Annotated in this window: 24 protein-coding genes and 1 riboswitch; of the genes, 18 read left to right on the forward strand and 6 right to left on the reverse strand. The window is 40.8% G+C overall.

The features are described 5' to 3' along the window. Window positions 1–517: 517 nt before the first annotated feature. Window positions 518–1,336, reverse strand: a complete 819-nt coding sequence (locus AC07U8_RS00745; RefSeq protein ID WP_004818376.1) for an exodeoxyribonuclease III — start codon at window positions 1,334–1,336, stop codon at window positions 518–520. A 40-nt stretch (window positions 1,337–1,376) separates the two neighbouring features. Between AC07U8_RS00745 and pyrE the strand changes: the two genes are divergently transcribed. Together pyrE and AC07U8_RS00755 are read left to right on the forward strand one after the other, a co-directional pair. Then, entirely contained in the window at window positions 1,377–2,027 is a 651-nt protein-coding gene (pyrE, locus tag AC07U8_RS00750; protein ID WP_353161645.1) for an orotate phosphoribosyltransferase, read from the forward strand. 75 nt (window positions 2,028–2,102) lie between these two features. Continuing rightward, window positions 2,103–2,636, forward strand: a complete 534-nt coding sequence (locus tag AC07U8_RS00755; protein ID WP_004718640.1) for a hypothetical protein — start codon at window positions 2,103–2,105, stop codon at window positions 2,634–2,636. Window positions 2,637–2,638: 2 nt separating this feature from the next. On the opposite strand, the gene AC07U8_RS00760 is transcribed toward AC07U8_RS00755, so the two are convergent. The 4 genes from AC07U8_RS00760 to AC07U8_RS00775 are packed head-to-tail and all read right to left on the reverse strand — an operon-like array spanning window position 2,639 to window position 4,308. Beyond that, window positions 2,639–2,779 (reverse strand): hypothetical protein, encoded by a 141-nt coding sequence (locus AC07U8_RS00760; RefSeq protein WP_494737124.1) that lies wholly within the window; start codon window positions 2,777–2,779, stop codon window positions 2,639–2,641. A 12-nt stretch (window positions 2,780–2,791) separates the two neighbouring features. Next, window positions 2,792–3,349, reverse strand: coding sequence for a VanW family protein (locus AC07U8_RS00765; protein WP_494737125.1), 558 nt, complete (start codon window positions 3,347–3,349; stop codon window positions 2,792–2,794). Window positions 3,350–3,365: 16 nt separating this feature from the next. Further along, entirely contained in the window at window positions 3,366–4,067 is a 702-nt protein-coding gene (locus tag AC07U8_RS00770; protein ID WP_494737126.1) for a class I SAM-dependent DNA methyltransferase, read from the reverse strand. 40 nt (window positions 4,068–4,107) lie between these two features. Then, complete coding sequence (locus AC07U8_RS00775; protein ID WP_035371612.1) at window positions 4,108–4,308, reverse strand: DUF3565 domain-containing protein; 201 nt, start codon at window positions 4,306–4,308, stop codon at window positions 4,108–4,110. Window positions 4,309–4,418: 110 nt separating this feature from the next. On the opposite strand from AC07U8_RS00775, the gene gshB reads away from it, so the two are divergent. The 8 genes from gshB to lpxC all read left to right on the forward strand — a co-directional run bounded on the left by gshB (window position 4,419) and on the right by lpxC (window position 13,810). Further along, on the forward strand, window positions 4,419–5,363 hold the full coding sequence (gene gshB, locus AC07U8_RS00780) for a glutathione synthase (protein ID WP_209828440.1): 945 nt from the start codon (window positions 4,419–4,421) through the stop codon (window positions 5,361–5,363). Window positions 5,364–5,669: 306 nt separating this feature from the next. Beyond that, complete coding sequence (gene murG, locus AC07U8_RS00785; protein WP_096732595.1) at window positions 5,670–6,767, forward strand: undecaprenyldiphospho-muramoylpentapeptide beta-N-acetylglucosaminyltransferase; 1,098 nt, start codon at window positions 5,670–5,672, stop codon at window positions 6,765–6,767. 13 nt (window positions 6,768–6,780) lie between these two features. Continuing rightward, window positions 6,781–8,229, forward strand: coding sequence for a UDP-N-acetylmuramate--L-alanine ligase (gene murC / locus AC07U8_RS00790; RefSeq protein ID WP_004818388.1), 1,449 nt, complete (start codon window positions 6,781–6,783; stop codon window positions 8,227–8,229). A gap of 81 nt (window positions 8,230–8,310) precedes the next feature. Continuing rightward, window positions 8,311–9,240, forward strand: a complete 930-nt coding sequence (locus AC07U8_RS00795) for a D-alanine--D-alanine ligase (RefSeq protein WP_096732597.1) — start codon at window positions 8,311–8,313, stop codon at window positions 9,238–9,240. Between the two features lie 4 nt (window positions 9,241–9,244). Beyond that, window positions 9,245–10,099, forward strand: a complete 855-nt coding sequence (locus AC07U8_RS00800; protein WP_034611259.1) for a cell division protein FtsQ/DivIB — start codon at window positions 9,245–9,247, stop codon at window positions 10,097–10,099. A 63-nt stretch (window positions 10,100–10,162) separates the two neighbouring features. After that, window positions 10,163–11,425 carry a cell division protein FtsA gene (ftsA, locus tag AC07U8_RS00805; protein WP_494737127.1) on the forward strand — a complete coding sequence of 421 codons (1,263 nt, stop codon included), beginning with the start codon at window positions 10,163–10,165 and terminating at the stop codon, window positions 11,423–11,425. Between the two features lie 163 nt (window positions 11,426–11,588). Then, a complete protein-coding gene (gene ftsZ, locus AC07U8_RS00810) occupies window positions 11,589–12,782 on the forward strand; it encodes a cell division protein FtsZ (RefSeq protein ID WP_004718620.1) in 1,194 nt (397 codons plus the stop codon). Between the two features lie 125 nt (window positions 12,783–12,907). After that, window positions 12,908–13,810 carry a UDP-3-O-acyl-N-acetylglucosamine deacetylase gene (gene lpxC / locus AC07U8_RS00815; RefSeq protein ID WP_016539103.1) on the forward strand — a complete coding sequence of 301 codons (903 nt, stop codon included), beginning with the start codon at window positions 12,908–12,910 and terminating at the stop codon, window positions 13,808–13,810. A gap of 97 nt (window positions 13,811–13,907) precedes the next feature. Here lpxC and AC07U8_RS00820 read toward each other — a convergent pair whose 3' ends face one another. After that, on the reverse strand, window positions 13,908–14,357 hold the full coding sequence (locus AC07U8_RS00820) for a DUF721 domain-containing protein (RefSeq protein ID WP_419262403.1): 450 nt from the start codon (window positions 14,355–14,357) through the stop codon (window positions 13,908–13,910). Between the two features lie 105 nt (window positions 14,358–14,462). On the opposite strand from AC07U8_RS00820, the gene AC07U8_RS00825 reads away from it, so the two are divergent. The 8 genes from AC07U8_RS00825 (at window position 14,463) to glmM (ending at window position 26,101) form a co-directional block, all read left to right on the forward strand. Continuing rightward, window positions 14,463–15,140: a M23 family metallopeptidase gene (locus tag AC07U8_RS00825; RefSeq protein WP_004718614.1), complete on the forward strand. Its 678-nt coding sequence runs from the start codon at window positions 14,463–14,465 to the stop codon at window positions 15,138–15,140. 288 nt (window positions 15,141–15,428) lie between these two features. After that, the gene (gene aceE, locus AC07U8_RS00830) at window positions 15,429–18,137 is read left to right on the forward strand and encodes a pyruvate dehydrogenase (acetyl-transferring), homodimeric type (RefSeq protein ID WP_096732604.1); all 2,709 of its coding nucleotides are present in this window, start codon (window positions 15,429–15,431) and stop codon (window positions 18,135–18,137) included. Window positions 18,138–18,139: 2 nt separating this feature from the next. After that, entirely contained in the window at window positions 18,140–20,125 is a 1,986-nt protein-coding gene (locus AC07U8_RS00835) for a 2-oxo acid dehydrogenase subunit E2 (protein ID WP_171478431.1), read from the forward strand. A 546-nt stretch (window positions 20,126–20,671) separates the two neighbouring features. Beyond that, window positions 20,672–20,829: riboswitch (yybP-ykoY riboswitch) on the forward strand. Window positions 20,830–20,917: 88 nt separating this feature from the next. After that, entirely contained in the window at window positions 20,918–21,496 is a 579-nt protein-coding gene (locus AC07U8_RS00840; RefSeq protein WP_096732608.1) for a TMEM165/GDT1 family protein, read from the forward strand. A 213-nt stretch (window positions 21,497–21,709) separates the two neighbouring features. Next, on the forward strand, window positions 21,710–22,507 hold the full coding sequence (locus AC07U8_RS00845; protein WP_004718609.1) for an oxygen-binding di-iron domain-containing protein: 798 nt from the start codon (window positions 21,710–21,712) through the stop codon (window positions 22,505–22,507). Window positions 22,508–22,596: 89 nt separating this feature from the next. After that, the gene (locus tag AC07U8_RS00850) at window positions 22,597–22,962 is read left to right on the forward strand and encodes a YkgJ family cysteine cluster protein (protein WP_081407361.1); all 366 of its coding nucleotides are present in this window, start codon (window positions 22,597–22,599) and stop codon (window positions 22,960–22,962) included. 222 nt (window positions 22,963–23,184) lie between these two features. After that, window positions 23,185–24,651 carry an IMP dehydrogenase gene (guaB, locus tag AC07U8_RS00855; RefSeq protein WP_004718605.1) on the forward strand — a complete coding sequence of 489 codons (1,467 nt, stop codon included), beginning with the start codon at window positions 23,185–23,187 and terminating at the stop codon, window positions 24,649–24,651. 118 nt (window positions 24,652–24,769) lie between these two features. Continuing rightward, entirely contained in the window at window positions 24,770–26,101 is a 1,332-nt protein-coding gene (gene glmM, locus AC07U8_RS00860; RefSeq protein ID WP_004818404.1) for a phosphoglucosamine mutase, read from the forward strand. Window positions 26,102–26,132 lie beyond the last annotated feature (31 nt).

The following is a 26,132-nucleotide window of genomic DNA, read 5'->3' on the forward strand; positions in this document are numbered from 1 at the left end:
GTCTTAACCTAATATTCAATTGTTTGATTTGACAGAAAGAGTAGCAAAATTGCCAATATGTACAGTATAAGAATAGATAAAATATTTTAAAAGACATGATTGCTGTCATCAGAATTTAACAATTTGCGCTTAATATTTTATTGAAGCGAGCAGTAGACTGGCTGATTAAATGATTTGAATCTAAAAATAAAAAAATTGAAACTAAAGAAAATTGAAATTAAAAAAAAGAGAAAACCCGCATCTAATCATCCTGATTATGCGGGTCTCATTACAACGTCCAATGTCACATCCTTGAAAAATAAATATTCAAAATACTTATTTCCTTTTCTTCCTACGGCGTCCTATCCTTTTGCTGTCATCCTGACAATGTCCCTGTGCCGTGCGTGTATAATGCGCTTGTTGATATGAAGAAAATATAAGATAACACGACAAAATTTGTAAGTTATTGCCTTATAATCAGTGAACACTTGTTCACAAAAATGCTCAATTTTTATTTAAAAATTGAGCATAGGGCTGTTTAAATTTGATAATCAATAATCACAGGGGCATGGTCGCTATACCATTCATCTTTATAGACCCAAGCATTGACTGTGCGATCTTTCCAGTCAGGTGAGCATGCTTGATAATCAATTCGCCAACCGACATTTTTCGCACGCGCTTGTCCACGATTGGACCACCAAGAATACAGTTCTGCTTCTTTACGGACTTCACGAAATGTATCGACATAGCCCAGTTCATCATAAATATGATCTAACCAAGCACGTTCATGCGGTAAGCAACCTGACGATTTTTGGTTACCTGACCAGTTTTTAATATCGATTCGTTTATGCACAATGTTGTAATCGCCACATACAATGATTGACTTATCTTCATCACGCCATTGTTTTAAAATTTTTCGATATTCTTCTAAGAAGTGATCTTTACGGGCTTGTGCTTCATCACCTGATGAACCTGAAGGTAAATACAGCGAGCAGATGTGCACAGGTTTGGCTAAACCGACATCAAATTCCGCGCTAATAAAACGACCTTGACTATCGGCAAGTTCAAAACCCAAACCATTCTGGATCGATTTAAACGGCAAGCGACTGTAAATCGCTGTACCTGCATAGCCTGATTTTTCCGCAGGGAACAGATGAGTAAACCAACCTTCGGGTTTAAATTTATCGGTCCACTGTTCATGCGTAATACGGCTTTCTTGGATACAGATCACATCTGCATCTGACTTTTCCATCCATTCAAGTAGGCCTTTAGTGACGGATGAACGTAAGCCATTTACGTTAATTGAGACAACTCTTAAAATTTTTTGATCACTTGGATAGCTACTCTTTGGTATCATGCGCAGTCATAACCTCAATGTATGAATTTTGGAGCACCTCATGTCAACGCCAGCTCAGTTTAACCCGCAAGCTTTTATCGAACTCGCATTATCACGTGGTGTGCTTAAATTTGGTGAGTTTACTTTAAAATCAGGCCGTGTGAGCCCTTATTTTTTTAATGCAGGTTTACTCAACGATGGTGAAGCATTATCGCTTTTAGCTCAAGGTTATGCAGATAAATTAACACAATGTAACAACGTTGAAGTGATCTTTGGACCTGCATACAAAGGAATTCCTTTTGTTGCCGCAACAGCTGTGGCTTTGTCACAAGTACATGGTGTAAGTGTGCCTTGGGGCTTTAACCGTAAAGAAGCCAAAGACCATGGTGAAGGCGGTGTATTGGTCGGTGCTTCAGTAGAAGGCAAAAAAGTCTGGATTATTGATGATGTGATTACAGCGGGTACCGCAATTCGTGAAGTTGTCACAATTCTTAAAAATGCAGGTGCGACAATTGCAGGCGTTTTAGTTGCGCTAGATCGTCAAGAAAAAGGGCAAGGTCAATTGTCTGCCATCCAAGAAGTTCAACAAGAACTTGAAATTCCAGTGCACGCTTTAATTAACATGAAAGACTTAATGGATTATCTTGATGCTAAAGGTGAGCAAGATGCTTTAGCAAAAATGGAAGCTTACCGTGTGAAATATGGTATATAAGTTAAAAAAAAGGATAAGATAAGGAGCATAAGCTCCTTATTTTTATGGACTATAAAGGATTAGGTGCCATTTTTAATGTTCATTCTATTGATAATCGTCGTGGTTGCTGTACTTGGCATTATGTTGGTCAAACATATCGACCAACGACGTTGGCAACGTTACCAATTTGAGCGGGATATGTTTTTTCGGCAATATCCATTTCAATGGAAAGGTTTAGAACAGTTTGAGCTGGTTTTAAATATCAACGTGCACGCCCAGAAAAAATTAATCAATGAATTGATGTTAAGAGCATCTGAGAACAGTTATATCAAGAAATCACGTATTCAACGTGAACCTGAATGTTCGAGACAGCAATACTCGATTAAAGTCATGATTCAAGATTTAACCATTGGCCACTTAGAAAAGAAATATGCAGACTTATTGGGAGAAAGTTTAGATCAAACCGATTTTGAAATTGGTCGTCCAATAGAGCTGGATGCTGAAATCATTGTGTTTGAAAAAGATGATATTGAGTTGGGTTGTCGTGTCAAACTGGCCTTACCGCGGGATCCACGGACTGCACATCAATACCTGATAGAAAATAGCCAACAACAATTTCAAGAAAAATAAGCTTAATCAGCAGGTGAATTGAGCAAGTAGATACTTTGCTCAATCTGTTTTTGATCTTGCAAGGTGCGGACAATTCGATGGGTTTTAGAATCTTCAACAATAAATTTGAGTGTATATTCCTTTAAATACTGCTGAGCGACCAAGGTGGCGACCAGTTAGTCATGCTGTCTGAAAATTTGAATCTGTAGTGCCTGATCTAAACAATTTTGAAACTGTAAGTCCTTATAGCCATACACCACAGTTGCATCACTGCCTAAGGGGGTAAAGCGTTCATGTTCTTGGTAAATATCAATCGAATGTGAATGTCGTTCTATGATGGTTAAACCCGCTTTTAACGCATTGATATAGAGCAAACAAGAAATTTGACAGATCCCACCACCCAGATCTTCTGAAATTTTTCCATTGACCAGATTACGTCCTGTTTTATAGCCATTGTTTAACGTCGGGGCTGTTACCAAATGCCAAAATGAAAAGATTTGATTTGGCTCAATGACCAAACCGTTTAAGGCCTCAATCGCAAGATCAATGTTATGGGTTTTATTTTCAAAATAATGATTTATCTTGATGCTTTGTTGGGTTGAAATTTGCTGGTCTGCTTGCCACAGTGCTTGATGTTTTAAGGCAAACGGTAGCTTCGAGAAAAGGTGTTCACGACAATACCTGCGTAATAACTGATAAAGCAGTTTCCATGATTTGGGTAAATATTGCCGCATATTCCACCTGCTTATTCTAATTGTTTACTGACAGTTGTTTTTCTAAAACGACAACCAAGTATGATGCATATTCTTTTAAAAATGAACGGCACATCAAGTTGTCTAAGCTTCTAAACAGTGGGCGTAAAATCGTTGGAATACGATGGATAGGGAAAAATAAAAAGCCCTGACTTTCAACCAGCTTCCATTGAGTGCCAAGCAGCTTTTCAATCTCTGCCACTGTCATTTGATGAGCAGCATGCCAGCTTTGTTGTTGATGCTTTACAGCTTGTCGACGTTTGGCGGAGGGGAAATCAAAAATAAGCTTGCCATTGGGTTTTAATTTTTGCTGCGCCTGATTTAGAAACTGTTCTGTGGTTGCGTGGTCTTGATGCATGATCACATGAAAGCTATAAATCATCTCAAGCTGATGATTTTTGATTGGAATTTCAGTCAGAGAGCCTTCAAGCAAGATTTTATGTGGATATTTTTCTCTAGCAACTTTCAGCATTTCAGGGCTGAAATCTACACCGTAATCGGCATAATCGAGTAAACGACCTGTACCACAACCGATATCCATACAATGTGTAGGTGCTGTTTTACTGAGAATACGCTTGAGAAAAGCACGCTCTTGTTGGTCTAAATATTGCCCATAACTGTTGTTAAAACGGTTGTTATCGTAGTCGTGTGCAAGTTCGTTATAGTAATTTTTAATCTCTGAGTCAGGTGGATTCGACATTGAATAACTCTTTTTATTGACGAATAGAAACTAATTCAACTTATAAACTATTTTGTTGAAGATCACACGTTTTACACGCTAAAAACATGCCTATTTTTTCCTGCCGTCCTTGTTCTGTCAACACCCACGGACGATTCTGCCAAGGCGGAAGATGACGTACATGTTGTTGATGCCCACACGCAAGTTCAGCAACATAATGTTGCTCCTCATCCAAATGAAATCCCACAATGGCTTGTTGCATTTCGATCATCATATTCACAATAATTGCTAAGAGTTTAGCGAAATTTCGAAAAAGTACACCAGATTCTCCGCTATACTGCATTCAATCCAAAATTTTATAAGAGCATCAATATGCGCGTACTTGTTGTGATGGATCCCATCGAAAGTGTAAACCTGAAAAAAGACTCAACAATGGCAATGTTATGGGCGGCTGCACGTCGAGGGCATGAGTTAGGCTATGCATTACAACAAGATTTATATATTGACCAAGGCAAAGCATTTGGTTTGATTTCACCGCTTCAGGTTTTTGAAGATTATGATCACTACTATGAGTTAGGTGAAAAAGCCAAAGAGTCACTTGCGGCCTATGATGTGGTGTTGATGCGTAAAGATCCGCCTTTTGACATGAACTTTGTTTATACCACTTATATTTTGGAACAGGCAGAGCGTGAAGGGGTGTGGATTATTAACAAACCACAAAGTTTGCGTGACTGTAATGAGAAATTATTTGCGACCCAATTTCCAGATCTACAAGTACCCACTTTAGTGACTTCACAGCAAAGTTTGATTCGTGAATTCTTAAAAGAACATGGTGACGTTATTGTTAAGCCACTGGATGGTATGGGTGGAATGGGGATCTTCCGTTTATATCAAGATGGGGTCAATATTGGTTCAACCATTGAAATTTTAACTGAAAATGGTACACAACCGATTATGGCACAACGTTATATCCCTGAAATTGTGGATGGTGATAAACGTATTTTGATGATTAATGGTGAGCCTGTACCTTATTGCTTGGCTCGTATTCCTCAAAATGGTGAGGTGCGTGGGAATTTGGCAGCAGGTGGTTTGGGTGAAGCTCGTCCACTGACTGAAAATGACAAAGCCATCGCAGCCAAAGTTGGGCCATTCTTAAAAGCCAAAGGCTTAGTTTTTGTTGGATTAGATGTGATTGGAAATTATGTCACTGAAATCAATGTCACCAGTCCAACCTGTATTCGTGAAATTGATGATCAATTTGGTACTTCAATTGCAGATGATTTGTTTAATGTACTGGAAGCCGGCCAGTCAGTTTAATTTAAGCTGGGATACTGCATTCTAAATCTCAACTAAAAAATTAGAGTCGTTCGCGGCTCTATTTTTTTGCTGTCGATTGGCTATAAAAATGATAAATCATCGAGAAATATAAAAAAATAACGTTTAATTCCACTTTTTTTAACGGATTAATGATAAAAGTAGTTTAAACTTTCAAATCAGTAGAAAAAAACAATGAAAGGCTTGGTGAAAAAAAGTAAATAAACTTTTCCCCATAGCGGATTGTGATTACAATTGGTTGTTTAAGATATTCGTTAAATATTTATTTTTGCATTGAAGAATTAGACCGTGACCGAACCCCAGCAAAGCACACCGAAACACATCATGATGATGGCGGCAGGTACAGGTGGACATGTATTCCCTGCACTGGCAGTTGCAAAAGAATTGCAACAACAAGGCAGCCAAGTGTCTTGGTTGGCGACTCCGACAGGTATGGAAAATCGACTTTTAAAACAACATGATATTCCAATCTATCACATTGACATTCAAGGTGTACGTGGCAACGGTATTGTACGTAAATTGGCTGCACCCTTTAAAATTTTAAAAGCAACCTTGAGCGCAATGCGCTATATGAAACAGCTCAATGTCGATGCAGTGGCTGGTTTTGGCGGTTATGTTGCGGGTCCGGGTGGTTTGGCTGCACGTCTGTTGGGTATTCCTGTGATTATTCACGAACAAAATGCAGTGGCAGGCTTTACCAATACCCAGCTTTCAAGAATTGCTAAAAAAGTCTGCGAAGCATTTCCTGATACTTTTCCGAAAAGTGAAAAAATTGTGACGACAGGTAATCCTGTACGGTCAGAAATTACCGCAATTTATAATCCTTCTTTTCGTTATAAAGAACGCGAAAATGCGGCTGAACCCTTACATATTTTAATTGTTGGTGGTTCTTTGGGTGCACAAGCCTTGAATGAATGTGTACCTCAAGCCTTAAAACAATTTGATGTTCCATTAAAAGTATTTCATCAGTGTGGGCAAAATAAACAAGAGACCACACAGACTTTATATGCGGATGCGCCTGCAAATATACAGGTTGAGGTTCAGCAATTTATTGAAGATATGGCACTGGCCTATAGCAACGCAGATTTAATTATTTGTCGTGCAGGTGCCTTAACGGTCACTGAAGTGGCGACGGCTGGTGTGGCGGCTGTATTTGTGCCATTACCAAGTGCGGTGGACGATCACCAAACTGCCAATGCACGATTTTTGGAGAAAACAGGTGCTGCGAAAATCTGTCCGCAGCAGAGCATGACTCCAGATTCGTTAAAGGATTTACTAACACCGTTGATGAACCGCCAATTATTGATGGAAATGGCGGTAAAAGCTCGTCAACAAGCTCAACCAGATGCAACACAACGTGTGGTTGGTTTAATTCAAGATTTGTAAGTTAGAGTTGATTATGTCTCCAACAAGCCCTGCTGATAAAGCAAAAAACCTAATTAAAATTCCAGAGATGCGCCGTATTAAACATATCCATTTTGTGGGTATCGGTGGCGCTGGGATGTGTGGTATTGCAGAAGTATTGAAAAACCAAGGCTATAAGGTTTCTGGTTCTGACATTAAAGCATCAAAAACAACGGTTCAACTTGAAGAAAACGGCATTAAAGTTTTTATTGGACATACGGCAGACAATATCAAAGGTGCAAATGTACTGGTTGTTTCTACTGCAATTGATCCTGAAAATTTAGAAGTAAAAGCAGCAATTGAAAATCGTATACCCGTAGTCCGCCGTGCAGAAATGTTGGGTGAATTGATGCGTTATCGTCATGGTATCGCGGTTGCAGGAACCCATGGTAAAACCACCACAACCAGTTTAGTGACCTGCATGTTGGCAGAAGAAAACATGGATCCAACTTATGTGATCGGTGGTCTGTTAAACCGTACCGGTGTTAATGCTGCGTTGGGTGCTAGTCGTTTTATTGTCGCAGAAGCAGACGAATCAGATGCATCATTTTTACATCTAGAGCCTATGGCGGCTATTGTTACCAATATTGATGCAGATCATATGGATACTTATGGCGGTAGTTTTGATGTACTTAAAGACACCTTTATCAAATTCTTACAGAAAATGCCGTTCTATGGCTTGGCTGTAGTGTGTGGTGATGATGCCAATATTCGTGAAATCATGCCACGTATTGGTCGTCCAGTATTGACCTATGGTTTTAATGAAGACAATGACATTCGAGCAATTGATGTTGAACAAGTCGGTATGCAGTCAAGCTTTACTGTATTACGTAAAGGTCGTGAGCCATTACGTTTAACCATTAATCTTCCAGGTTTGCATAATATTCTAAACGCACTGGCTGCGATTGGTATTGCAACGGATGAAGGTGTGTCTGATGCTGCGATCGCACGTGCCTTAGAAAGCTTTAGTGGTGTAGGTCGTCGTTTCCAAGTTCAAGGTGAGTTTGAATTGGATGAAGGCACTGTAAAACTTGTAGATGATTATGGGCATCACCCGAAAGAAGTTGAAGCAACCATTAAAGCTGCACGTGCCAGCCATCCAGATCGTCGTTTGGTGATGATGTTCCAGCCACACCGCTATAGTCGTACTCGTGACTGTTTTGATGATTTTGTAGATGTGTTGTCACAAGTCGATCAATTGTTGTTGTTAGAAGTATATCCTGCAGGTGAGAAACCGATTGTTGGTGCAGATAGTCGTTCATTAGCTCGGAGTATTCGCCTGCGTGGTGAAGTTGAGCCGATCTTGATTGACCCAGTGGAAGGCAATTTGCAGAACGCGATACAAAAAGTGTTACAAGCGAATGACTTGTTATTAACACAAGGTGCGGGTAACGTGGGAGCAATTTCTGTAGAATTGGCTCAAAACCAACTGTATTTAAAATAATTGATTTGGCTTTGTTTAAATTTGGATTTGAATAAAGCCTAGAAATTAAATTGACTAACTTATAAGTTTAAGGATTTAAACGTGTCAAATGCTTCTAAATTCGGCAAAGTAGCGGTGTTGCTTGGTGGGAAATCTGCTGAGCGTGAGGTGTCATTAGATAGTGGTAAAGCTGTTTTAGAAGCATTATTACGTTCGGGTGTGAATGCGGAAGGCTTCGATCCACAAGAACGTAGCGTGACGGAACTTGTGGGCTATGATCGCGCATTTATTGTATTGCATGGTCGTGGTGGTGAAGACGGTCAAATCCAAGGCGCGCTAGAATGGATGAATGTACCGTATACAGGTACAGGTGTTCAGGGTTCAGCAATTGGTATGGACAAAGTTAAAACCAAACAAATCTGGCAAGGTTCAGATTTACCGACAGCACCTTATCGTATTATTTCTAAAGATTCTGATTTAACTGAAGTGATTGAAAGTCTTGGCTTACCATTAATCATTAAGCCTGTACATGAAGGTTCTAGTGTTGGTATGAGCAAGGTTGAAAAAGCGGAAGACCTTGCTGCTGCAATTGAAAAAGCCACAGTACATGATGCTGTGGTGATGGCTGAAAAATGGATCACGGGGCGTGAATATACCATTTCTTTCCTCAATGGTTTGCCATTACCCGTGATTCGTTTGCAACCACCTGCTGATGTTGCATTCTATGACTATGAAGCAAAATATAACCGTAATGACGTGGAATATGGTATTCCATGTGGTTTAAGCGAGTCAGAAGAAAAGAACTTACAAGAATTGTGTTTACGTGCTTTCCAAGCAGTCGGTGCCAGTGGTTGGGGACGGATTGATGCGATGTTAGATGAACAAGGTCATTTCTGGTTATTAGAGGTGAATACAGTGCCTGGCATGACCAGTCACTCGCTTGTGCCTAAAGCCGCAAAAGCTGTAGGTTATAGCTTTGATGAATTGTGTGTTGCGATTTTAGCGCAAACGCTCATGGAACAAGCACACTAAGTTTATGGCTCAACTTCCTGCTTCGATGCGTCGCAAACGTGCGGCAATTACATCAATACACGATAAGCCGCCAACACGTCAGGAAAAGCTTCTCAACGTGGGAAGCTGGTTGCTTATGGTCATTGCTATTGCTGTGCTATTTGCAGGAATCTATGGTCTGTATAAAGTGATTACCGATGCTCGGGTGGCCACACTTCAAGTGGTAGGTACCACCTCACCGGTAGAGTCACAAGCGATTACACAACATTTGGCGCCTGTTGTTAAAAATAATTATTTCACCTCGGATTTAGAACAGATTCGAGATAAAGCACTAGAAGTATCATGGGTGGATCGTGTTGTGGTTTCACGGGCATGGCCAAATGGTATTCGTGTGCGGATTATGCCGCGTCATGCAATCGCACGTTGGGGAACCGGGCGATTACTGAGTGATGCTGGAGATGTCTATACAGAAGCGGTGGCGAAGAATTATTCAAACTTGCCATTGCTTCATGGGCCGCTCAGCCAATCCAAAGTGATGATGCGTCGCTATAATGAAATTAATCAATTATTTCACCCAGTCAACTTACGTTTAAAAGAGCTTTATCTCACTGAACGTATGACTTGGTTTATGCAGTTTGATTCGGGACTACGGGTGATCGTAGATCAAGATCAAACCATGAGTAAGCTACAACGTTTAAGTCATCTGGCTCAAACTGATTTGAAACCCGCTTGGTCGAATATTTCCGCCATTGATTTGCGCTACCGAAATGGTTTGGCAATTCAATGGAGAAATTCTATTTCACCAAAGATTGTGAATGGTCAATTTGTTGTAACCAGTAATGACATAAGCGTTGCAGGTGGGATGGTTGCACAGCCATAATACGTGGCTTGAAAAAGAGGCATATAGCCAAACATAAACAATGAAGATAATGGTAGCAAAGTGATGAATGAAGCTGTTCCCTCAGTTGTTGCAATTGACATTGGGACACATAAAGTTTCAGTACTGATTGGTAAAGTACATGCCCCTGATAATATTCAGGTTATTGGCATGGCAAGCGCACGCAATAAAGGAATGAATAAAGGCAAAATTGTGAGCCTTGATAAAGTCACAAATGCAATTAAACAAGCCGTTCAAGAAGCTGAAGATATGGCTGAGTGTCGTATTCATTCAGCTTGGGTTTCAATTCCAAGCACCGAATTACAAAGCCATTATGCGATTGGTCGTACACCGATTTCAAATTCAGAACATACCATTACGACAACTGAAGTGGTGCGTGCATTAGAGCTTGCTAAAGCCAGTCATATGACAGCCGATCATTACTTAGCAAGTGCAGTGCCTTTAGGTTTTGAGCTGGATGATTCAAGTGAGTGGGTACAGAGCCCAATCAATTTATCTGCCAATAGTATGACAGCCCATTATCAATTGATGATGATGCCAATCAGCACTATGCAAAACTTGGATCGTGCAATGAAAGGCGCCAATATTTCGGTTGAAAAAATGGTGGTGTCTTGTTTAGCAACTGCAGAAGGCAGTTTGCTGAAAGATGAAAAAGAATATGGCGTTTGTTTACTCGATATCGGTGCTGGAACGACCAATATTGCAGTCTATATTGAAGGGCATTTGGCATTAGCTCATACCATTCAATGTGGTGGTGAAAATGTCACCCGTGATATTGCCACTGTATTGCAAACCACAACCGAAGAAGCTGAACGGATTAAGTTACTGCATGGTTGTGTCGACATTCACCAAGTTAAACCGGATCATATGATTCAGTTTGAGGCAATTGATGGCCCACAAACCATTAGTCGTATTGAGTTGACTGAAATTATTATCGCACGTTATGAAGATATCTTAGGTAAAGTACGATACGAATTAGAACAACGTAGTGCACTACAAAGTTTGTATCATGGTGTAGTACTGACAGGTGATGTTTGCCAGATTGAAGGCATGGTGACATTGGCTCGTCGTATGTTGGGTATCTCTGCACACTTAGGCAATCCACCGTTACAAGTGGTGACCGATGATCAGAATTTACCATCTTTACGTCGTTCAATGTATGCTACAGCAGCAGGGTTACTTTTGTTTAGTCAAAGTGACATGCAAGAGGCGATTGAAGAACCTGAAGTTCAAGGTGGAAGACCATTCTTTGATCGGATTGTGAATGGTTGGAATGCCTTAAATAACAAATTAAAAGGTATTTTTTAGGTGTGGTTTTTTGGGGAATATTGTTAGGAAGTTGTAAGTGTTCTGTCCAATACTTGACAAGCTCTGCAATGAACAGCATCCTAAAAACAATTTTTATTATTGAAGATCAAGGCAGTATACGGGCTTAAGTGACTGCCAAATTATATTAGGAAATCTAAAGGTCATGGCCTCATTTGAATTTTTAGACGATGGACAAACCGATAACAACGGTCAAGCCCGTTTTACTGTGTTTGGTGTTGGTGGCGGCGGTGGTAATGCTGTACAACACATGGTGCAATCTGACATTAAAGGTGTAAAATTTGTTTGTGCAAATACAGACAAGCAAGCCCTTGATCGTATGAATGCGCCTTTTAAAATGCAACTTGGTGAGCAAAGCACACGTGGTTTGGGTGCTGGTGCTAATCCAGATGTAGGTCAAATTGCTGCTGAAGAAAGCCGTGAGCAAATCCGTCAACACCTTGAAGGTGCCGATATGGTATTTGTGACTGCTGGAATGGGCGGTGGTACAGGTACAGGTGCTGCACCCGTTGTTGCTGAGATTGCTCAAGAAATGGGTATTCTTACCGTGGGTGTGGTGACAACGCCATTTAACTTTGAAGGTCGTCGTCGTCAACGTTCGGCTGAAAAAGGGATTGAAGCATTAGAACAACATGTTGATTCTTTAATTATTATACCGAACCAACGTTTACTCAGCGTTTATGGTGACATCTCTATGCAAGATGCTTACCGTAAAGCAGATGACGTGTTGCTGAATGCGGTACGTAGTATTTTTGATCTGGTTGTTCGTCCGGGTCATATTAACCTTGACTTTGCTGACTTGAAAACTGCGATGAGTACACGTGGTTATGCAATGATGGGTGAAGGGAAGAGTAGTGGTCCAGACCGTGCTGAAGAAGCTGCACGTTTGGCGATCCGTAGTCCGTTATTGGATAATGTAAATATCATGAATGCCAAAGGGGTGTTGATTAACATCACTGGCGGTGCTGATGTGACTTTACGTGAAACTGAAGTGATTACAGATGTTGTGAACCAGATTGTTGACCTTGAAGAAGGTGAGGTGTTCTTTGGTACTGTATTTGATCCCGACGCACGTGATGAAATCCGTGTCACTGTAATTGCTACAGGTTTAACACGTAATGCCAGTGATGCAACTGAAGCAAAACGCAGAACCCATATCAGCAATGTTGCGCAATCATATAGCCAGCAAGCCAGCCACAACACTGTGGTTGATGAAGATGATGTTCCTGCGATCAATAAACGTCAAGAAGATGGTGCACCTGTTGCAGCACCAAGTTCAAGCGGTCGTTCTACGCCAATGAGTATTCAAGATTATTTGAAAAATCAACAGCGTAAATGATTGATAATTATTAAAAATAATTAATATCAATGGAAAAGGTAGTGAGATTCATTACCTTTTTTGTTTTTTATCAATGGCTAAATGTGCTAACGTATAGCGGATTTGAGAATGAAGACCGAATTAGCATGTTGAAACAACGTACCCTGAAGCGAGTCGTTAAAGCGAGTGGCATCGGACTACATAGCGGACAAAAAGTCATGATTAACTTTTTGCCACATGTGGCGGATGGGGGTATTGTATTTCGCCGTATCGATTTAAATCCACCTGTCGATCTGCCTGCAGATGCCATGCTGATTCAAGAAGCATTCATGTGTTCCAATTTGGTCAGTCATGAAACCAAGGTTGGCACCATTGAACATGTCACCAGTGCAATCGCTGGCTTGGGTATAGATAACCTGATTATAGAAGTGTCTGCTTCTGAAATACCAATTATGGATGGTAGTGCAGGTCCATTTATATATTTACTCATGCAGGGCGAATTAGTAGAACAAGACGCACCGAAAAAATTTATTCGGATTCTCAAACCTGTTGAAGCACTCATAGAAGATAAGCGTGCAATTTTTACCCCTCACGATGGTTTTCAAATCAACTTCACCATCGACTTTGATCATCCTGCCTTTGCAAAAGAATACCAATCGGCGACCATTGATTTTTCAACAGAAACATTTGTCTATGAAGTCAGTGGTGCACGTACTTTTGGTTTTATGAAAGATCTCGATTATTTAAAAGCCAATAATTTAGCATTGGGTGCGAGCTTAGATAATGCTGTTGGTTTAGATGATACTGGCGTGGTCAATGAAGAAGGTCTACGTTTTGCTGATGAGTTTGTTCGGCATAAAATTTTGGATGCAGTCGGTGATTTATACCTACTTGGACATCAAATTATTGCCAAATTCGATGGCTATAAATCGGGTCATGCACTGAATAATCAACTTTTACGCAATGTTAAAAGCGATCCAAGCAGCTATGAAATTGTAACATTTGATGACGAGAAGCTGTGCCCAATTCATTTTGTCAACGTGACATAAGTCTTTGTCTTTTAGGCATTGTGTTATAATGTAACAATAAAAAGTGTGATATCTGTCATATTTTGATCAGTTTTAATCTTAATTTAATCTAATCAGTTTACTTTTTATTGCTTGCCAAACGTAGTAAAGCTTGGCTAAGCTTAGGGTCGCTCACAAAACTAGCGGCATTTTGTAACATTTCAGATGTTGCAGGTTGTATGCTTCTTACAGTTTTATGGCGTTGTGGGGGTGTTTCAGTATTGCTGTTTTGAATACGTAAACGAACTTGCAGTTTTTGTAAATCACGAAGTTCGTTGATTTGTGACAATTGAGAAATATACTGTTTTTGAAGATAACCGAGTTGACTAATCATGGCTTGATTTTCACCGGTGATGGTCAAAATACCGTATTGATAACAGACAACTCGCCAATTCTCAGGTTGAGGAAGTAGCGGTTGAATTAATTTAGTAAGTTTTTGCCATTCGGCAACTTGCTTTGTAAGAAACGATAAGTTTCCTGTTTTTAAGTGTTGTCTTGTTGGTTGAAAGACGTTTTTGGGTTCAGACATACATGGTTCCTACATATTTATGTCTTATCTTAAGCGCTCATTTCGATAGATATCAAGGATGAGATCACTCAAGAAACTTGACTAAGAACAGTTAAAGAGGTTTTTATGCATACGCGACGTATTTTATTGGCTTTTACTTTAGCAGCTTCCGCTGCAACCGCTGCATTTGCAGACTTGGTTCAATCACCAGATCGTTTAGAACAATTATCCAAGACTTTATCTCAAGGCTCTTATAATCCAGATGATTTAGATCTTCCTGCTTCAGCAAAGATGAATATTACTTTACGTAGCCAGGATGCGCCAATCGAGTTAAACAATGCAAGTATCGCTAAAAAATACGGTTCTAGCGCAAACTCTGCTTCTCGTTATACAGCAAACTCTCCATATTCTTGGTTAGTCACTCATCCTCTTCCAGACATGAAGCGCGTAAGCTCTGATTTTGGTGGTCGTACAATGGGTGGTCGTGCCGAACATCATTCTGGTTTAGATCTTTCAGCACCAAGTGGTACACCAATTTATGCAACAGGTCCTGGTATCGTAACCAAGTCTGGTTGGGGCACTGGTTATGGTCAATATGTAGAAATTAACCATGGCAATGGCTATATTACACGTTATGCGCATGCTTCACGTCTAATTGCCCGTGTGGGTGATCAGGTGAAGGCTGGTGAACATATTGCCAACGTGGGTTGCACAGGTCGTTGCACAGGTCCTCATTTGCATTATGAAGTAGTGAAAGATGGTCAACGTAAAAATCCATCTTCTTACTTAGCCATGTTGCCATAATGCTAAACATTTGATTGTTGAGCTTATGACTGATGCTCTGTATGCATGGTTGAATTCGTAGTCGCGATGAATTAAATACTGTATTCAGACTATCATCAAATAAAAAATTATTTTGTATAAAAAACCGCCTTTATTGGCGGTTTTTTGTTATTTTAAGTGTTAATTAGTCAACAACTATTTAGTTGCTAAATAATCCTTACAATCTGCATTTGGCTGTAACGATAACTTAACAGGCCTAAAACATGATACATATAATATATAGAAAACTATTCAAGGAGTAAGTGGGAAATGGCGTATTATGGTGATAGCGACGCTCAGGAAACACAAGAATGGCAAGATGCCTTTGATTCAGTGCTCCAGCATATGGGTACGGATCGTGCTGCGTTTTTATTAGAAAAATTATATCAACAAGCAATTTCGAAGCATGTACCTATTCAGCGTCTAAATACCCCTTATTTAAATACCATTCCAGTTGAAGAATCTCCAGCGATGCCAGGCGACCAAGATATGGAGCGTCGTATTCGAGCATTAATTCGTTGGAATGCTTTGGCAATGGTTCTACGTGCCAATAAAACAGGTGATGACTTAGGTGGTCACTTGGCAAGTTTCGCGTCTTCAGCGACCCTATATGATGTCGGTTTTAACCATTTCTTCCGTGCCAATAGCGATAGCTTTGGTGGCGACATGATCTATTACCAAGGTCATTGTGCGCCAGGTATTTACGCACGTTCATTTTTAGAAGGTCGTTTGACTGAAGATCAATTGAGTAATTTCCGTCGTGAAGTGGGTGGTCAGGGACTTTCAAGTTATCCTCATCCTTACTTAATGCCAGATTACTGGCAGTTCCCAACCGTTTCGATGGGCCTTGGTCCAATCATGTCAATTTATCAAGCGCACATTCAAAAGTACTTGATGAATCGTGGCTTGATCAAAGAAGAAAACCGTAAAGTTTGGGCGTATCTTGGCGATGGTGAAATGGATGAGCCAGAAAGCTTAGGTGCAATCTCGCTTGCGGGTCGCGAAAAATTAGACAACTTAATCTGGGTGGTTAACTGTAACTTACAGCGTCTAGATGGTCCTGTACGTGGTAACGGTAAAATCATTCAAGAGCTAGAGTCACTGTTCCGTGGTGCAGGCTGGCGTGTGATTAAGGTGGTCTGGGGTCGTCATTGGGATCCTTTATTGGACAAAGACACCTCAGGTGCTTTAAAAGCCCGTATGGATGAAACGCTGGATGGTGAATACCAACGCTACCAAGTAAAAGGTGGCGCTTATACCCGTGAAAAATTCTTTGGTAAATACCCAGAAGCTGCGGAGTTGGTGAAAGGCTTAAGTGATGAAGATATTGATAATCTGAATCGCGGTGGTCATGACCCATACAAAGTATATGCCGCATATGCAGCAGCAATGACCAGCAATGGTCAACCGACTGTAATCTTGGCGAAAACAGTCAAAGGTTATGGTTTGTCTGACGAGATTGAAGCCGTCAACAAAACCCACCAAATCAAGAAAATGCAACACGATTCATTGAAATATGTACGTGACCGTTTCAATTTACCATTCTCTGATGAGCAACTTGAAGAGCTTCCATTTTATCGTCCAGGTGAAAACTCACCTGAATTGAAATATATGAAAGCACGTCGTGAAGCTTTAGGTGGTTATTTGCCTGCACGTCGTAAAGACAGTGAAGTATTGGCGATTCCTGATATTTCAGTATTTGATGGTGTGCTTAAAGGCAGTGGCGGTAAAGAACAATCAACCACGATGGTTATGGTACGTTTGATTGCAGCATTGTTAAAAGAAAAAGCCATTAAAGACCGTGTTGTGCCTATCGTACCTGATGAAGCGCGTACTTTCGGTTTAGAGGGTATGTTCCGTCAGTTGGGTATCTATGCTGCGCATGGACAAAACTATACCCCAGAAGACCAAGAACAGCTCATGAACTATCGTGAAGCGAAAGATGGTCACATGTTGCAAGAAGGAATCAATGAAGCAGGTGCAATGAGCGCTTGGTCAGCATTGGGTACCAGTTATTCAACCAATAACTTACCAATGATTCCAATGTATATGTATTACTCAATGTTTGGTTTCCAACGTATTGGGGATATTGCATGGGCAGCGGGTGATTCTCAGGCACAAGGCTTCTTGTGTGGTGCAACAGCTGGTCGTACAACATTAAATGGTGAAGGTTTACAACACCAAGATGGTCATTCTCATATCTTGGCAGGTACGATTCCGAACTGTGTAGCGTATGATCCTTGCTTTGGTTATGAGTTAGCTGTGATTGTGCATGATGGTTTACAACGTATGTATGTGAATCAGGAACGTGTGTTCTATTACTTGACGCTCATGAATGAAAACTATGACCAACCTGCATTGCCAGAAGGTGCTGAAGAAGGCATCAAACGTGGTATGTACTTGTTCAATAAAGATGAAAAAGCCACAGTTCAGTTATTGGGTTCAGGCGTGATTCTGCGTGAAGTGATTAAAGCTGGGCAAATTTTACGTGATGAATACCAAATCCATTCCAATGTATGGAGTGTAACAAGCTTCAATGAATTGGCACGTGATGGTATGGCTGTTGAAGAATACAATCGCTTACATCCACTTGAAGACGGTAAAGAGTCTTGGGTTTCTCAGCAATTACGTGACACGGATGGTATTGTTGTTTCAGCAACAGATCATATGCGTGCCTATAGCGAACAGATCCGTGCTTATCTTCCAGATAGCCGTCCATATGTAACATTGGGTACAGATGGTTATGGTCGTTCAGATACACGCAGTAATTTGCGCAGTTACTTTGGTGTAGATGCGGCACACATTGTGGTTGCAACATTGAAAAAACTTGCTGATGAAGGCGAAGTTGATCCACGTTTAGTGAAAGATGCAATCTCTTCATTTGAGCTTGATGTTGATCGTCCAGTTGCATGGTTACCGCAAGCGCATCCATCTGTACAAGAAGTTGCTGCTTATACTGAAGTGACAGAGGAGAAATAATGATGCAAGTTAAAACTCCTGATATTGGCGTTGATAAGGCCACTGTTGCAGAAATCTTGGTGAAAGTAGGGGATACCATCGCTGTTGATGACAGTATCGTTCTACTTGAGTCGGACAAAGCCTCTGTTGAAGTGCCAAGCACTTCAGCAGGTGTGGTTAAAAGTATTGCTGTTACGGAAGGTGATGAAGTTTCAGAAGGTGCTGTGTTGATCGAAGTTGAATCTGCGGATGCAACAGAGACAGAAACACCAGCACAGCCTACTCAAGAAGCTGCAAAAACTGAACCTGCTGTAGAAACTAAAGCTGAACCTGTGGCGTCTGCTGCACCTTCTGCATCTACGACAGCTTCATCTCAAACAGTTGAAGTTCAAGTGCCAGATATTGGTGTTGAAAAAGCTTTGGTCGGCGAAGTTCTGGTTAAAGTGGGCGACGAAATTGCGGTAGATGACAGCATCGTTGTAGTGGAATCGGATAAAGCAACGGTTGAAGTTCCAAGTACAGTTGCTGGCACGGTTGAAAGTGTTGTGGTCAAAGAAGGCGATAATGTTAAAGAAGGTGTGGTACTGATTACAGTGAAAACTGTAGGCGCTGCAACGACTTCGGCAGCAGCATCTGCTGAAGCGCCTCAACAAGCGTCAGCAACACCAACTCAAGCTGCTGCACCAGAAGCATCAGCACCAGCCCAATCGGGTAAAGTTGAAGTTGCTGTTCCTGATCTTGGTGTAGATAAAGCAACAATTTCTGAAATCTTGGTGAGCGTAGGCGATCAAGTTGAAAAAGACCAAAGCCTTTGCGTTGCTGAGTCGGATAAAGCCTCTGTAGAAGTGCCAAGTACGGTTGCAGGTACGGTAACGGCGATCCATGTGGAATTGAATCAGTCTGTAAGCCAGGGCACTGCTTTGGTGACGATTGAAGCACAGGGTCAGACTGCATCAGCACCGCAAGAAAAACCAGCCGCTCAAGCATCACAAGCTGCATCAGCACCAGCCGCGAAAACGACAGCATCAGCGCCAAAAGCTGAAGTGGCCGTTGCTCAAGCGGGTACTGAAAAGTTATCTAAAGCGCAACAAGCTGAAAATGCCAAAGTTTATGCTGGTCCTGCTGTGCGTAAGCTTGCGCGTGAACTGGGTGTGGTTTTATCACAAGTCGAGGCCTCTGGCCCTCATGCACGTGTGATGAAGGATGATGTTTTTGCTTTTGTTAAAGCCAAATTGACTGCACCGCAAGCAGCAGCTCAAACAACTGCTGCGCCAGTCGCTTCAGGTTTGCCTGCATTACCAGATTTCAGTGCATTTGGTGGTAGTGAAATTGCACCAATGACGCGTTTACAGCAAGTGTCTGTACCGCAATTGTCATTAAACAATTTCATTCCACAAGTGACACAATTTGATTTAGCAGATATTACGGAACTAGAAGCTTGGCGCGGTGAGTTAAAAGGGAAATTTAAGCAAGATGGTATTAGCTTAACGATCCTTGCTTTTATTGCAAAAGCGGTGGCGTTCTTACTCAAAGAAGAGCCTTATTTTGCGGGTCACTTGGCAGATGATCAAAAGTCTGTGCTGTTGCGTAAAGAAATCCATATGGGAATCGCTGTGGCGACACCAGATGGTTTAACTGTTCCAGTATTGCGTAATCCTGATCAAAAATCGATTAAGCAAATTGCCATTGAATTGGGTGAGTTAAGTAAAAAAGCACGTGATAAGAAACTTTCTCCGAAAGACTTACAAGGTGCAAACTTTACCATTACCAGCCTAGGTTCAATTGGTGGTACTGCATTTACGCCATTGGTGAACTGGCCGCAAGTTGCGATTTTGGGTATCTCACCTGCAACCATGCAACCGGTATGGAACGGCTCAGGTTTTGATCCAAAACTGATGTTGCCATTGTCATTGTCTTATGACCACCGTGTGATTAATGGTGCGGATGCTGCGCGATTTACCAATAAATTGACCAAGTTGTTATCAGATATTCGTAACATCTTGCTTTAAGTTTTAAATTATAGAAGACCTCGCTTTAGGCGAGGTTTTTTATATGGATCTAATTTTGTTTTATCAATAATTTTCAAATCTGCTTTAAAGTTATCATTCAATATAGTCAATCTGTCAAAAAACTCAGGCACAAGAATATAATTTCTCTTAATTAATATTTTTATTAAATCAATTATATGAAAAACAAATTATTTGATTATAAAAAAGCGTGCAATGCCACACCTTACATTCAAAGTTTAAATACCATTGCGTAGGCGATGCTTCACTTTTCGTAGGGGATGCCAAACCTTGCGCTGCAAACAAATCCGTACTTTGTTTTTGCTCATGGGCGAGGGGTACGTCCTGTACCCCCGCCCAACGGCGACATCCATGTCGCCCCACGATAGGATAACCATCTAGGGTTGAAAATTAGTGAAGAAACGAAATTGGATTCATCCTCTGCGGGCATTAAAGATGCTTCGGCACGATATTTTTTGAAGTTTATCTGAGCTTTAAATTTTTTAATTTTTAAAAATTGAAAATGACTGATAAAGCGTTGTAGAATAGCTGTACTTCATTGGGGAGTAGCCGCTGTTTGTCATCTGCGAGATGATAAATGGGTGATGATCAACATAATTACTCAACAGAGTATGGTCATCATAGCAAAGAACCAATTTAGCTGAAGGTGTTTACTCAGCTATCTTTTGTTGGCAAGACCTTTGATTTATCACTCCGCGTTGAATAGGTGACTATTCATATTGGCTAGCAGGAGGGGTAAGTCATCGGTAAATATTGCTAGCCAGAGACTTTGAAATGTTAAATGCCTTCTTCATCTCTTTAGTGGTTGTCGCTTTATCCGAAATGGGCGATAAAACACAACTGCTCGCATTACTTCTTGCTGCACGTTTTCGTAAACCTATTCCTATTTTATTTGCAATTTTATTAGCAACTATTGTCAATCATGGTGTATCGGCTGTGCTTGGTCAGTGGATTACCACAGTCCTTAGCCCGACAGTATTACTTTGGATTGTGTCACTTGGCTTTATTGGTATGGCTGGGTGGATGTTGATTCCAGATGAATTGGATGATGAATCTGAAAGTATTAATAAATGGCAAAAATATGGGGTCTTTGGTGCAACCTTTGTATTATTCTTCCTTGCAGAAATTGGGGATAAAACCCAAATCGCCACAGTGGCACTTGCTGCACGCTTTGACAGCATCGGTTGGGTAACTCTAGGTACGACATTGGGGATTATGTTGGTCAATGCACCTGCTGTATTTATTGGCAATAAATTGGCAGATAAATTACCGATTGCTCTGATTCATAAAATTGGAGCTGCAATCTTCTTTATTATTGGTGTCGCAGCTTTAGTTCAGCATTACTTTTTTTAAGTGCAATTTTCCAAGCTGATTGAACATCAATAAAGTCATCTATTTTTAAAGCTGAAAACCCAACTTAATGTTGGGTTTTTTATTATTCTGAGAATGATGACACAAATAATCTTTAAACTTAGGTTGTAGATTTATTGTAACTTTGAAGAAAACCTTATATGTTGTATGGGATAACTAAAGATTTATTTTAAAAAAGGTTTTGGGGTTTCTGGTATGGCTTTAGATCGCACCACGTCGCAAGTTTTGTTTGATAATGGCACTCATAAATGTATAAGTTTTACCAGTTTGGTGAAAGGTGAAGGTGTACAAGCCAATCAGTTTCTTATTTTAAATAATGAACGTGCAGCAGTATTAGATCCGGGCGGTGATTTGACCTATGTGCCCCTGACCATGGAGCTTAATAAATACACCCGATTACAAAATCTAGACTATGTCATGGCATCTCACCAAGACCCTGACATCATTACCTCAATGCCGCGTTGGTTGGTCTATACTGATGCCAAAGTGGTCGCATCTAAATTATGGGCACGCTTTTTACCTCATTTAAACTCAGCATTTATGAGTGACCGTATGAAAGGGGGCTGGTTAGAACGTCTGATCGAATTGCCTGACCAAGGTGGCTCTATTCCATTGGGAGAAACGCGCATTATCGTGGTTCCTGCGCATTTCTTACATTCCGTTGGAAATTTCCAGTTTTATGATCCAATTTCAAAAATTTTATTCTCAGGTGATATGGGTGCATCGATTGTTGATGATGCCTCGAAACCAATTGAAGATTTTGCAATGCACATTCCAACCATGCATGGTTTTCATCAGCGCTATATGTGTACCAATCGGGTGATCCGTTTATGGGTGAAAATGGTGCGTCAAATGGATATTGAAATGATTGTGCCGCAACATGGTAAGCCGTTTATTGGTAAAGAGATGATTCATCAGTTTTTAGACTGGATCGAAAATTTACAATGCGGTGTCGATTTGATGGATGAGTCCGTGTTTACCTGTCCACAATAAAAAATTCAAAAAAGATATTGAGTTTGAGTGCGACTTTTTTTAGGATTTTCTTGCCAAAATTTTAAATTGATAACGAGAATCTTAAAAAAATGTTGTCACAAATCTCAGCACAGGATGCGTGCTTAAGTTGTGGGGCGTGTTGCGCCTTTTTCCGAGTCTCATTTTATTGGGCAGAAGGAGAAGCCATGCCGCCAGATTATGTCGAACCTTTGACAGCGGTGTATTCTTGTATGCAGGGCACCAATCAAAAGCAACCGCGTTGTGTGGCATTAAAAGGTGAGATTGGACAGCAAGTCAGCTGTAGTATGTATGAGCAACGGAGTTCTTCATGCAAACAAGTACATGCTGGGGATTCACAATGTGCAAAAGCAAGACAAGGCTATGGTTTAATTCCCCTGATCGAAATAGAAGTCGCTACCCCCAGCAATGATGAAGACTTTGATCAGGTGTGTTAACGCTTCATTGGGAAAATTTAGGATATAAGGCAGAGACTGTAAGTCGACAGTCTACTGTGGTGTTAAATTCACGATAATTTTATATTCAAAGCCCATTTTTATTTCAATAAGATACTGAAAAATAAAGTGTGATTGAGAATAAGATAAATCCGCACAATAAAAAATGAAAATTGAACGGAAATTTGTATATAATAGCTCACGGAAATTACCAGCGAGACTGTTATGTTGACCATCGTTCAAGAAGCGCTAACCTTCGATGATGTCTTATTACTCCCTGCCTATTCTACTATCCTCCCAAAAGATGTCTCTCTAAAGACACGCCTCACACGCGGCATTCAACTGAACATCCCTATGGTTTCAGCAGCAATGGATACTGTGACAGAGTCACGTATGGCGATTGCAATGGCGCAAAACGGTGGTATTGGTATTTTACATAAAAACATGGATATTTCTGCACAAGCTGCAGAAGTTCGCCGTGTAAAAAAATTCGAAGCGGGAATGGTGAAAGATCCAATTACCGTGACACCTGAAACCACGATTCGTGATTTGATGGCAATTACACAAGCCAACAACATCAGCGGTGTACCTGTCGTTAAAGATGGCAAAGTGGTTGGGATTGTAACTGGCCGAGATACTCGTTTTGTAACCAACTTGGAACAACCAGTAAGCAATATCATGACAGGGCAAGATCGTCTTGTGACTGTTCGTGAAAATGAATCGAAAGAAAATATTCAAGCATTATTGCAAAAACACCGTATTGAAAAAGTATTGGTGGTTGATGAAAGCAATGCACTAAAAGGCTTAATTACAGTTACAGATTTCCGTAAAGCGGAATCTTATCCAAATAGCTGTAAAGATGAATTAGGTCGTTTACGTGTTGGTGCTGCAGTGGGTACTGGCGCTGAAACTCCAAGTCGTGTTGAAGCTTTGGTTGAAGCCGGCGTTGATGCGATTGTAGTGGATACGGCGCATGGTCATTCTGCGGGTGTGATCGAGCGTGTACGTTGGGTGAAAGCAAACTTCCCTCAAGTTCAAGTGATTGGCGGTAATATCGCAACGGGTGATGCTGCTTTGGCATTACTTGATGCGGGTGCAGATGCGGTGAAAGTGGGTATTGGTCCTGGTTCAATCTGTACGACACGTATCGTTGCAGGTATTGGTATGCCACAAATCTCTGCAATTGACAGTGTTGCCAATGCATTGAAAGACCAAATTCCATTGATTGCTGATGGTGGTATCCGTTTCTCTGGGGATATGGCAAAAGCGATTGGTGCTGGTGCAAGCACGATTATGGTGGGTTCACTTATGGCGGGTACTGAAGAAGCGCCTGGTGAAGTTGAATTCTTCCAAGGTCGTTATTACAAAGCATACCGTGGTATGGGTTCTTTGGGTGCAATGGCTGGTGCGACGGGTTCTGCCGATCGTTATTTCCAAGACTCGAAAGCAGGCGCTGAAAAATTGGTCCCAGAAGGGATTGAAGGCCGCGTACCGTACAAAGGTCCAATGGGCAATATCGTACATCAAATGATGGGCGGTTTACGTTCATCTATGGGCTATACCGGTTCTGCAACCATTGAAGATTTACGTCAAAATGCAAAATTTGTGAAAATTACCGCTGCAGGTATGCAAGAGTCACATGTGCATGATGTAACGATTACCAAAGAAGCACCGAACTATCGTGTAGGTTAATCTTTTGTAATATTTTGATTGGAAAAAGCCGTCAGTTTATGACGGCTTTTTTATTTTGGTGTAAAGTAGTAAACCTTAAAAATTGATTGTTATACAACACATAATAAGTGGGTAAAAGATGAGTTATTTTGGAACAGACGGGATTCGTGGAAAATTTGGTGAACTCCCAATTACCCCAGAATTTGCACTTAAACTCGGATTTGCGGCAGGGAAAGTATTAAAGCAAATTAGCCCAAAATCAAAACCGATTGTAGTTTTAGGTAAAGATACTCGTTTATCGGGTTATATTCTTGAAGCAGCTTTACAGGCGGGTCTCAATGCTGCAGGTGTTTATGTACATTTACTTGGACCGCTGCCGACCCCTGCAATTGCCCATTTAACCCGTGCATTGCATGCCAACTTAGGGATCGTGATTTCTGCTTCACATAACCCTTATTTTGATAATGGGATTAAATTCTTTTCAGATGAAGGGAAAAAGCTCCCAGATACGATTCAAGATGCGATTAACCGAGAGCTTGAGAACGATATCATCATTGAAGACACCGCAAACTTAGGTAAGAGTGTACGTGTTAAAGATGCCAATGGTCGTTATATCGAGTTTTGTAAATCGACATTCCCATATCATTTCAATTTACGCCATTTAAAAATTGTGGTGGATTGCGCCAATGGTGCAGCGTATAGCGTAGGTCCAGCAGTATTTCGTGAATTAGGCGCAAAAGTTATTGCGCTTTATAACGAACCAGATGGTTTAAATATCAATAAGGATTGTGGTTCAACACATCCTGAAAATTTACAAAAAGCCGTGATTGAGCATCAAGCAGATTTAGGTATTGCTTTTGATGGCGATGCAGATCGTGTGGTTTTGGTCGACCGTTTTGGTAAATTGATTGATGGCGACCATATTCTGTATATTTTAGCAACCCAAGCATCTCAAAAACCGGCGGGTATCGTGGGTACAGTGATGAGTAACATGGCATTAGAATTGGCACTTGAAAAAGCCAAAGTGCCTTTTGTGCGTGCTAAAGTGGGTGATCGCTATGTATTGCAAAATTTAGAAGAAAACAACTGGGTGACTGGTGGCGAACCATCTGGTCATATTTTGACTTTAGACAAGAGCACAACAGGCGATGCAATCATTGCAGCCCTGCAAGTGTTAACAGTATTGGTTGAACAGAATAAATCTTTAGATGAATTGGTTGCAGATTTTAAAACTTTACCCAATGTTTTGGTTAATGTTCGCCTTGAACAAATGTTTGACCCATTTGCGGTGCCAGCATTGGTTGCCGAGTTTGATAAAGTAGAAGCCACACTTAAAGGACGTGGGCGAATTTTAATTCGTAAGTCAGGGACGGAACCGATCATCCGTGTTATGGTAGAAGGCGATAATCTGCAAGAAGTAACTGATTTGGCAAATCATTTAGCAGATGCTGTTCGTCAAAATGCGGCTTAAAATATTGTATCGTCTGTAGAAGGTTTTGCTT

Source organism: Acinetobacter sp. GW821-FHT01E09 (genome assembly GCF_059422385.1).

What these genes read in the sequence shown, in the direction of transcription:
- AC07U8_RS00745 (WP_004818376.1), bottom strand. Translation starts at nt 1,336, where the DNA reads ATGATACCAAAGAGTAGCTATCCAAGTGATCAAAAAATTTTAAGAGTT.
- pyrE (WP_353161645.1), top strand. Translation starts at nt 1,377, where the DNA reads ATGTCAACGCCAGCTCAGTTTAACCCGCAAGCTTTTATCGAACTCGCA.
- AC07U8_RS00755 (WP_004718640.1), top strand. Translation starts at nt 2,103, where the DNA reads ATGTTCATTCTATTGATAATCGTCGTGGTTGCTGTACTTGGCATTATG.
- AC07U8_RS00765 (WP_494737125.1), bottom strand. Translation starts at nt 3,349, where the DNA reads ATGCGGCAATATTTACCCAAATCATGGAAACTGCTTTATCAGTTATTA.
- AC07U8_RS00770 (WP_494737126.1), bottom strand. Translation starts at nt 4,067, where the DNA reads ATGTCGAATCCACCTGACTCAGAGATTAAAAATTACTATAACGAACTT.
- AC07U8_RS00775 (WP_035371612.1), bottom strand. Translation starts at nt 4,308, where the DNA reads ATGCAACAAGCCATTGTGGGATTTCATTTGGATGAGGAGCAACATTAT.
- gshB (WP_209828440.1), top strand. Translation starts at nt 4,419, where the DNA reads ATGCGCGTACTTGTTGTGATGGATCCCATCGAAAGTGTAAACCTGAAA.
- murC (WP_004818388.1), top strand. Translation starts at nt 6,781, where the DNA reads ATGTCTCCAACAAGCCCTGCTGATAAAGCAAAAAACCTAATTAAAATT.
- AC07U8_RS00800 (WP_034611259.1), top strand. Translation starts at nt 9,245, where the DNA reads ATGGCTCAACTTCCTGCTTCGATGCGTCGCAAACGTGCGGCAATTACA.
- ftsA (WP_494737127.1), top strand. Translation starts at nt 10,163, where the DNA reads ATGAATGAAGCTGTTCCCTCAGTTGTTGCAATTGACATTGGGACACAT.
- ftsZ (WP_004718620.1), top strand. Translation starts at nt 11,589, where the DNA reads ATGGCCTCATTTGAATTTTTAGACGATGGACAAACCGATAACAACGGT.
- lpxC (WP_016539103.1), top strand. Translation starts at nt 12,908, where the DNA reads ATGTTGAAACAACGTACCCTGAAGCGAGTCGTTAAAGCGAGTGGCATC.
- AC07U8_RS00820 (WP_419262403.1), bottom strand. Translation starts at nt 14,357, where the DNA reads ATGTCTGAACCCAAAAACGTCTTTCAACCAACAAGACAACACTTAAAA.
- AC07U8_RS00825 (WP_004718614.1), top strand. Translation starts at nt 14,463, where the DNA reads ATGCATACGCGACGTATTTTATTGGCTTTTACTTTAGCAGCTTCCGCT.
- aceE (WP_096732604.1), top strand. Translation starts at nt 15,429, where the DNA reads ATGGCGTATTATGGTGATAGCGACGCTCAGGAAACACAAGAATGGCAA.
- AC07U8_RS00835 (WP_171478431.1), top strand. Translation starts at nt 18,140, where the DNA reads ATGCAAGTTAAAACTCCTGATATTGGCGTTGATAAGGCCACTGTTGCA.
- AC07U8_RS00840 (WP_096732608.1), top strand. Translation starts at nt 20,918, where the DNA reads ATGTTAAATGCCTTCTTCATCTCTTTAGTGGTTGTCGCTTTATCCGAA.
- AC07U8_RS00845 (WP_004718609.1), top strand. Translation starts at nt 21,710, where the DNA reads ATGGCTTTAGATCGCACCACGTCGCAAGTTTTGTTTGATAATGGCACT.
- AC07U8_RS00850 (WP_081407361.1), top strand. Translation starts at nt 22,597, where the DNA reads ATGTTGTCACAAATCTCAGCACAGGATGCGTGCTTAAGTTGTGGGGCG.
- guaB (WP_004718605.1), top strand. Translation starts at nt 23,185, where the DNA reads ATGTTGACCATCGTTCAAGAAGCGCTAACCTTCGATGATGTCTTATTA.
- glmM (WP_004818404.1), top strand. Translation starts at nt 24,770, where the DNA reads ATGAGTTATTTTGGAACAGACGGGATTCGTGGAAAATTTGGTGAACTC.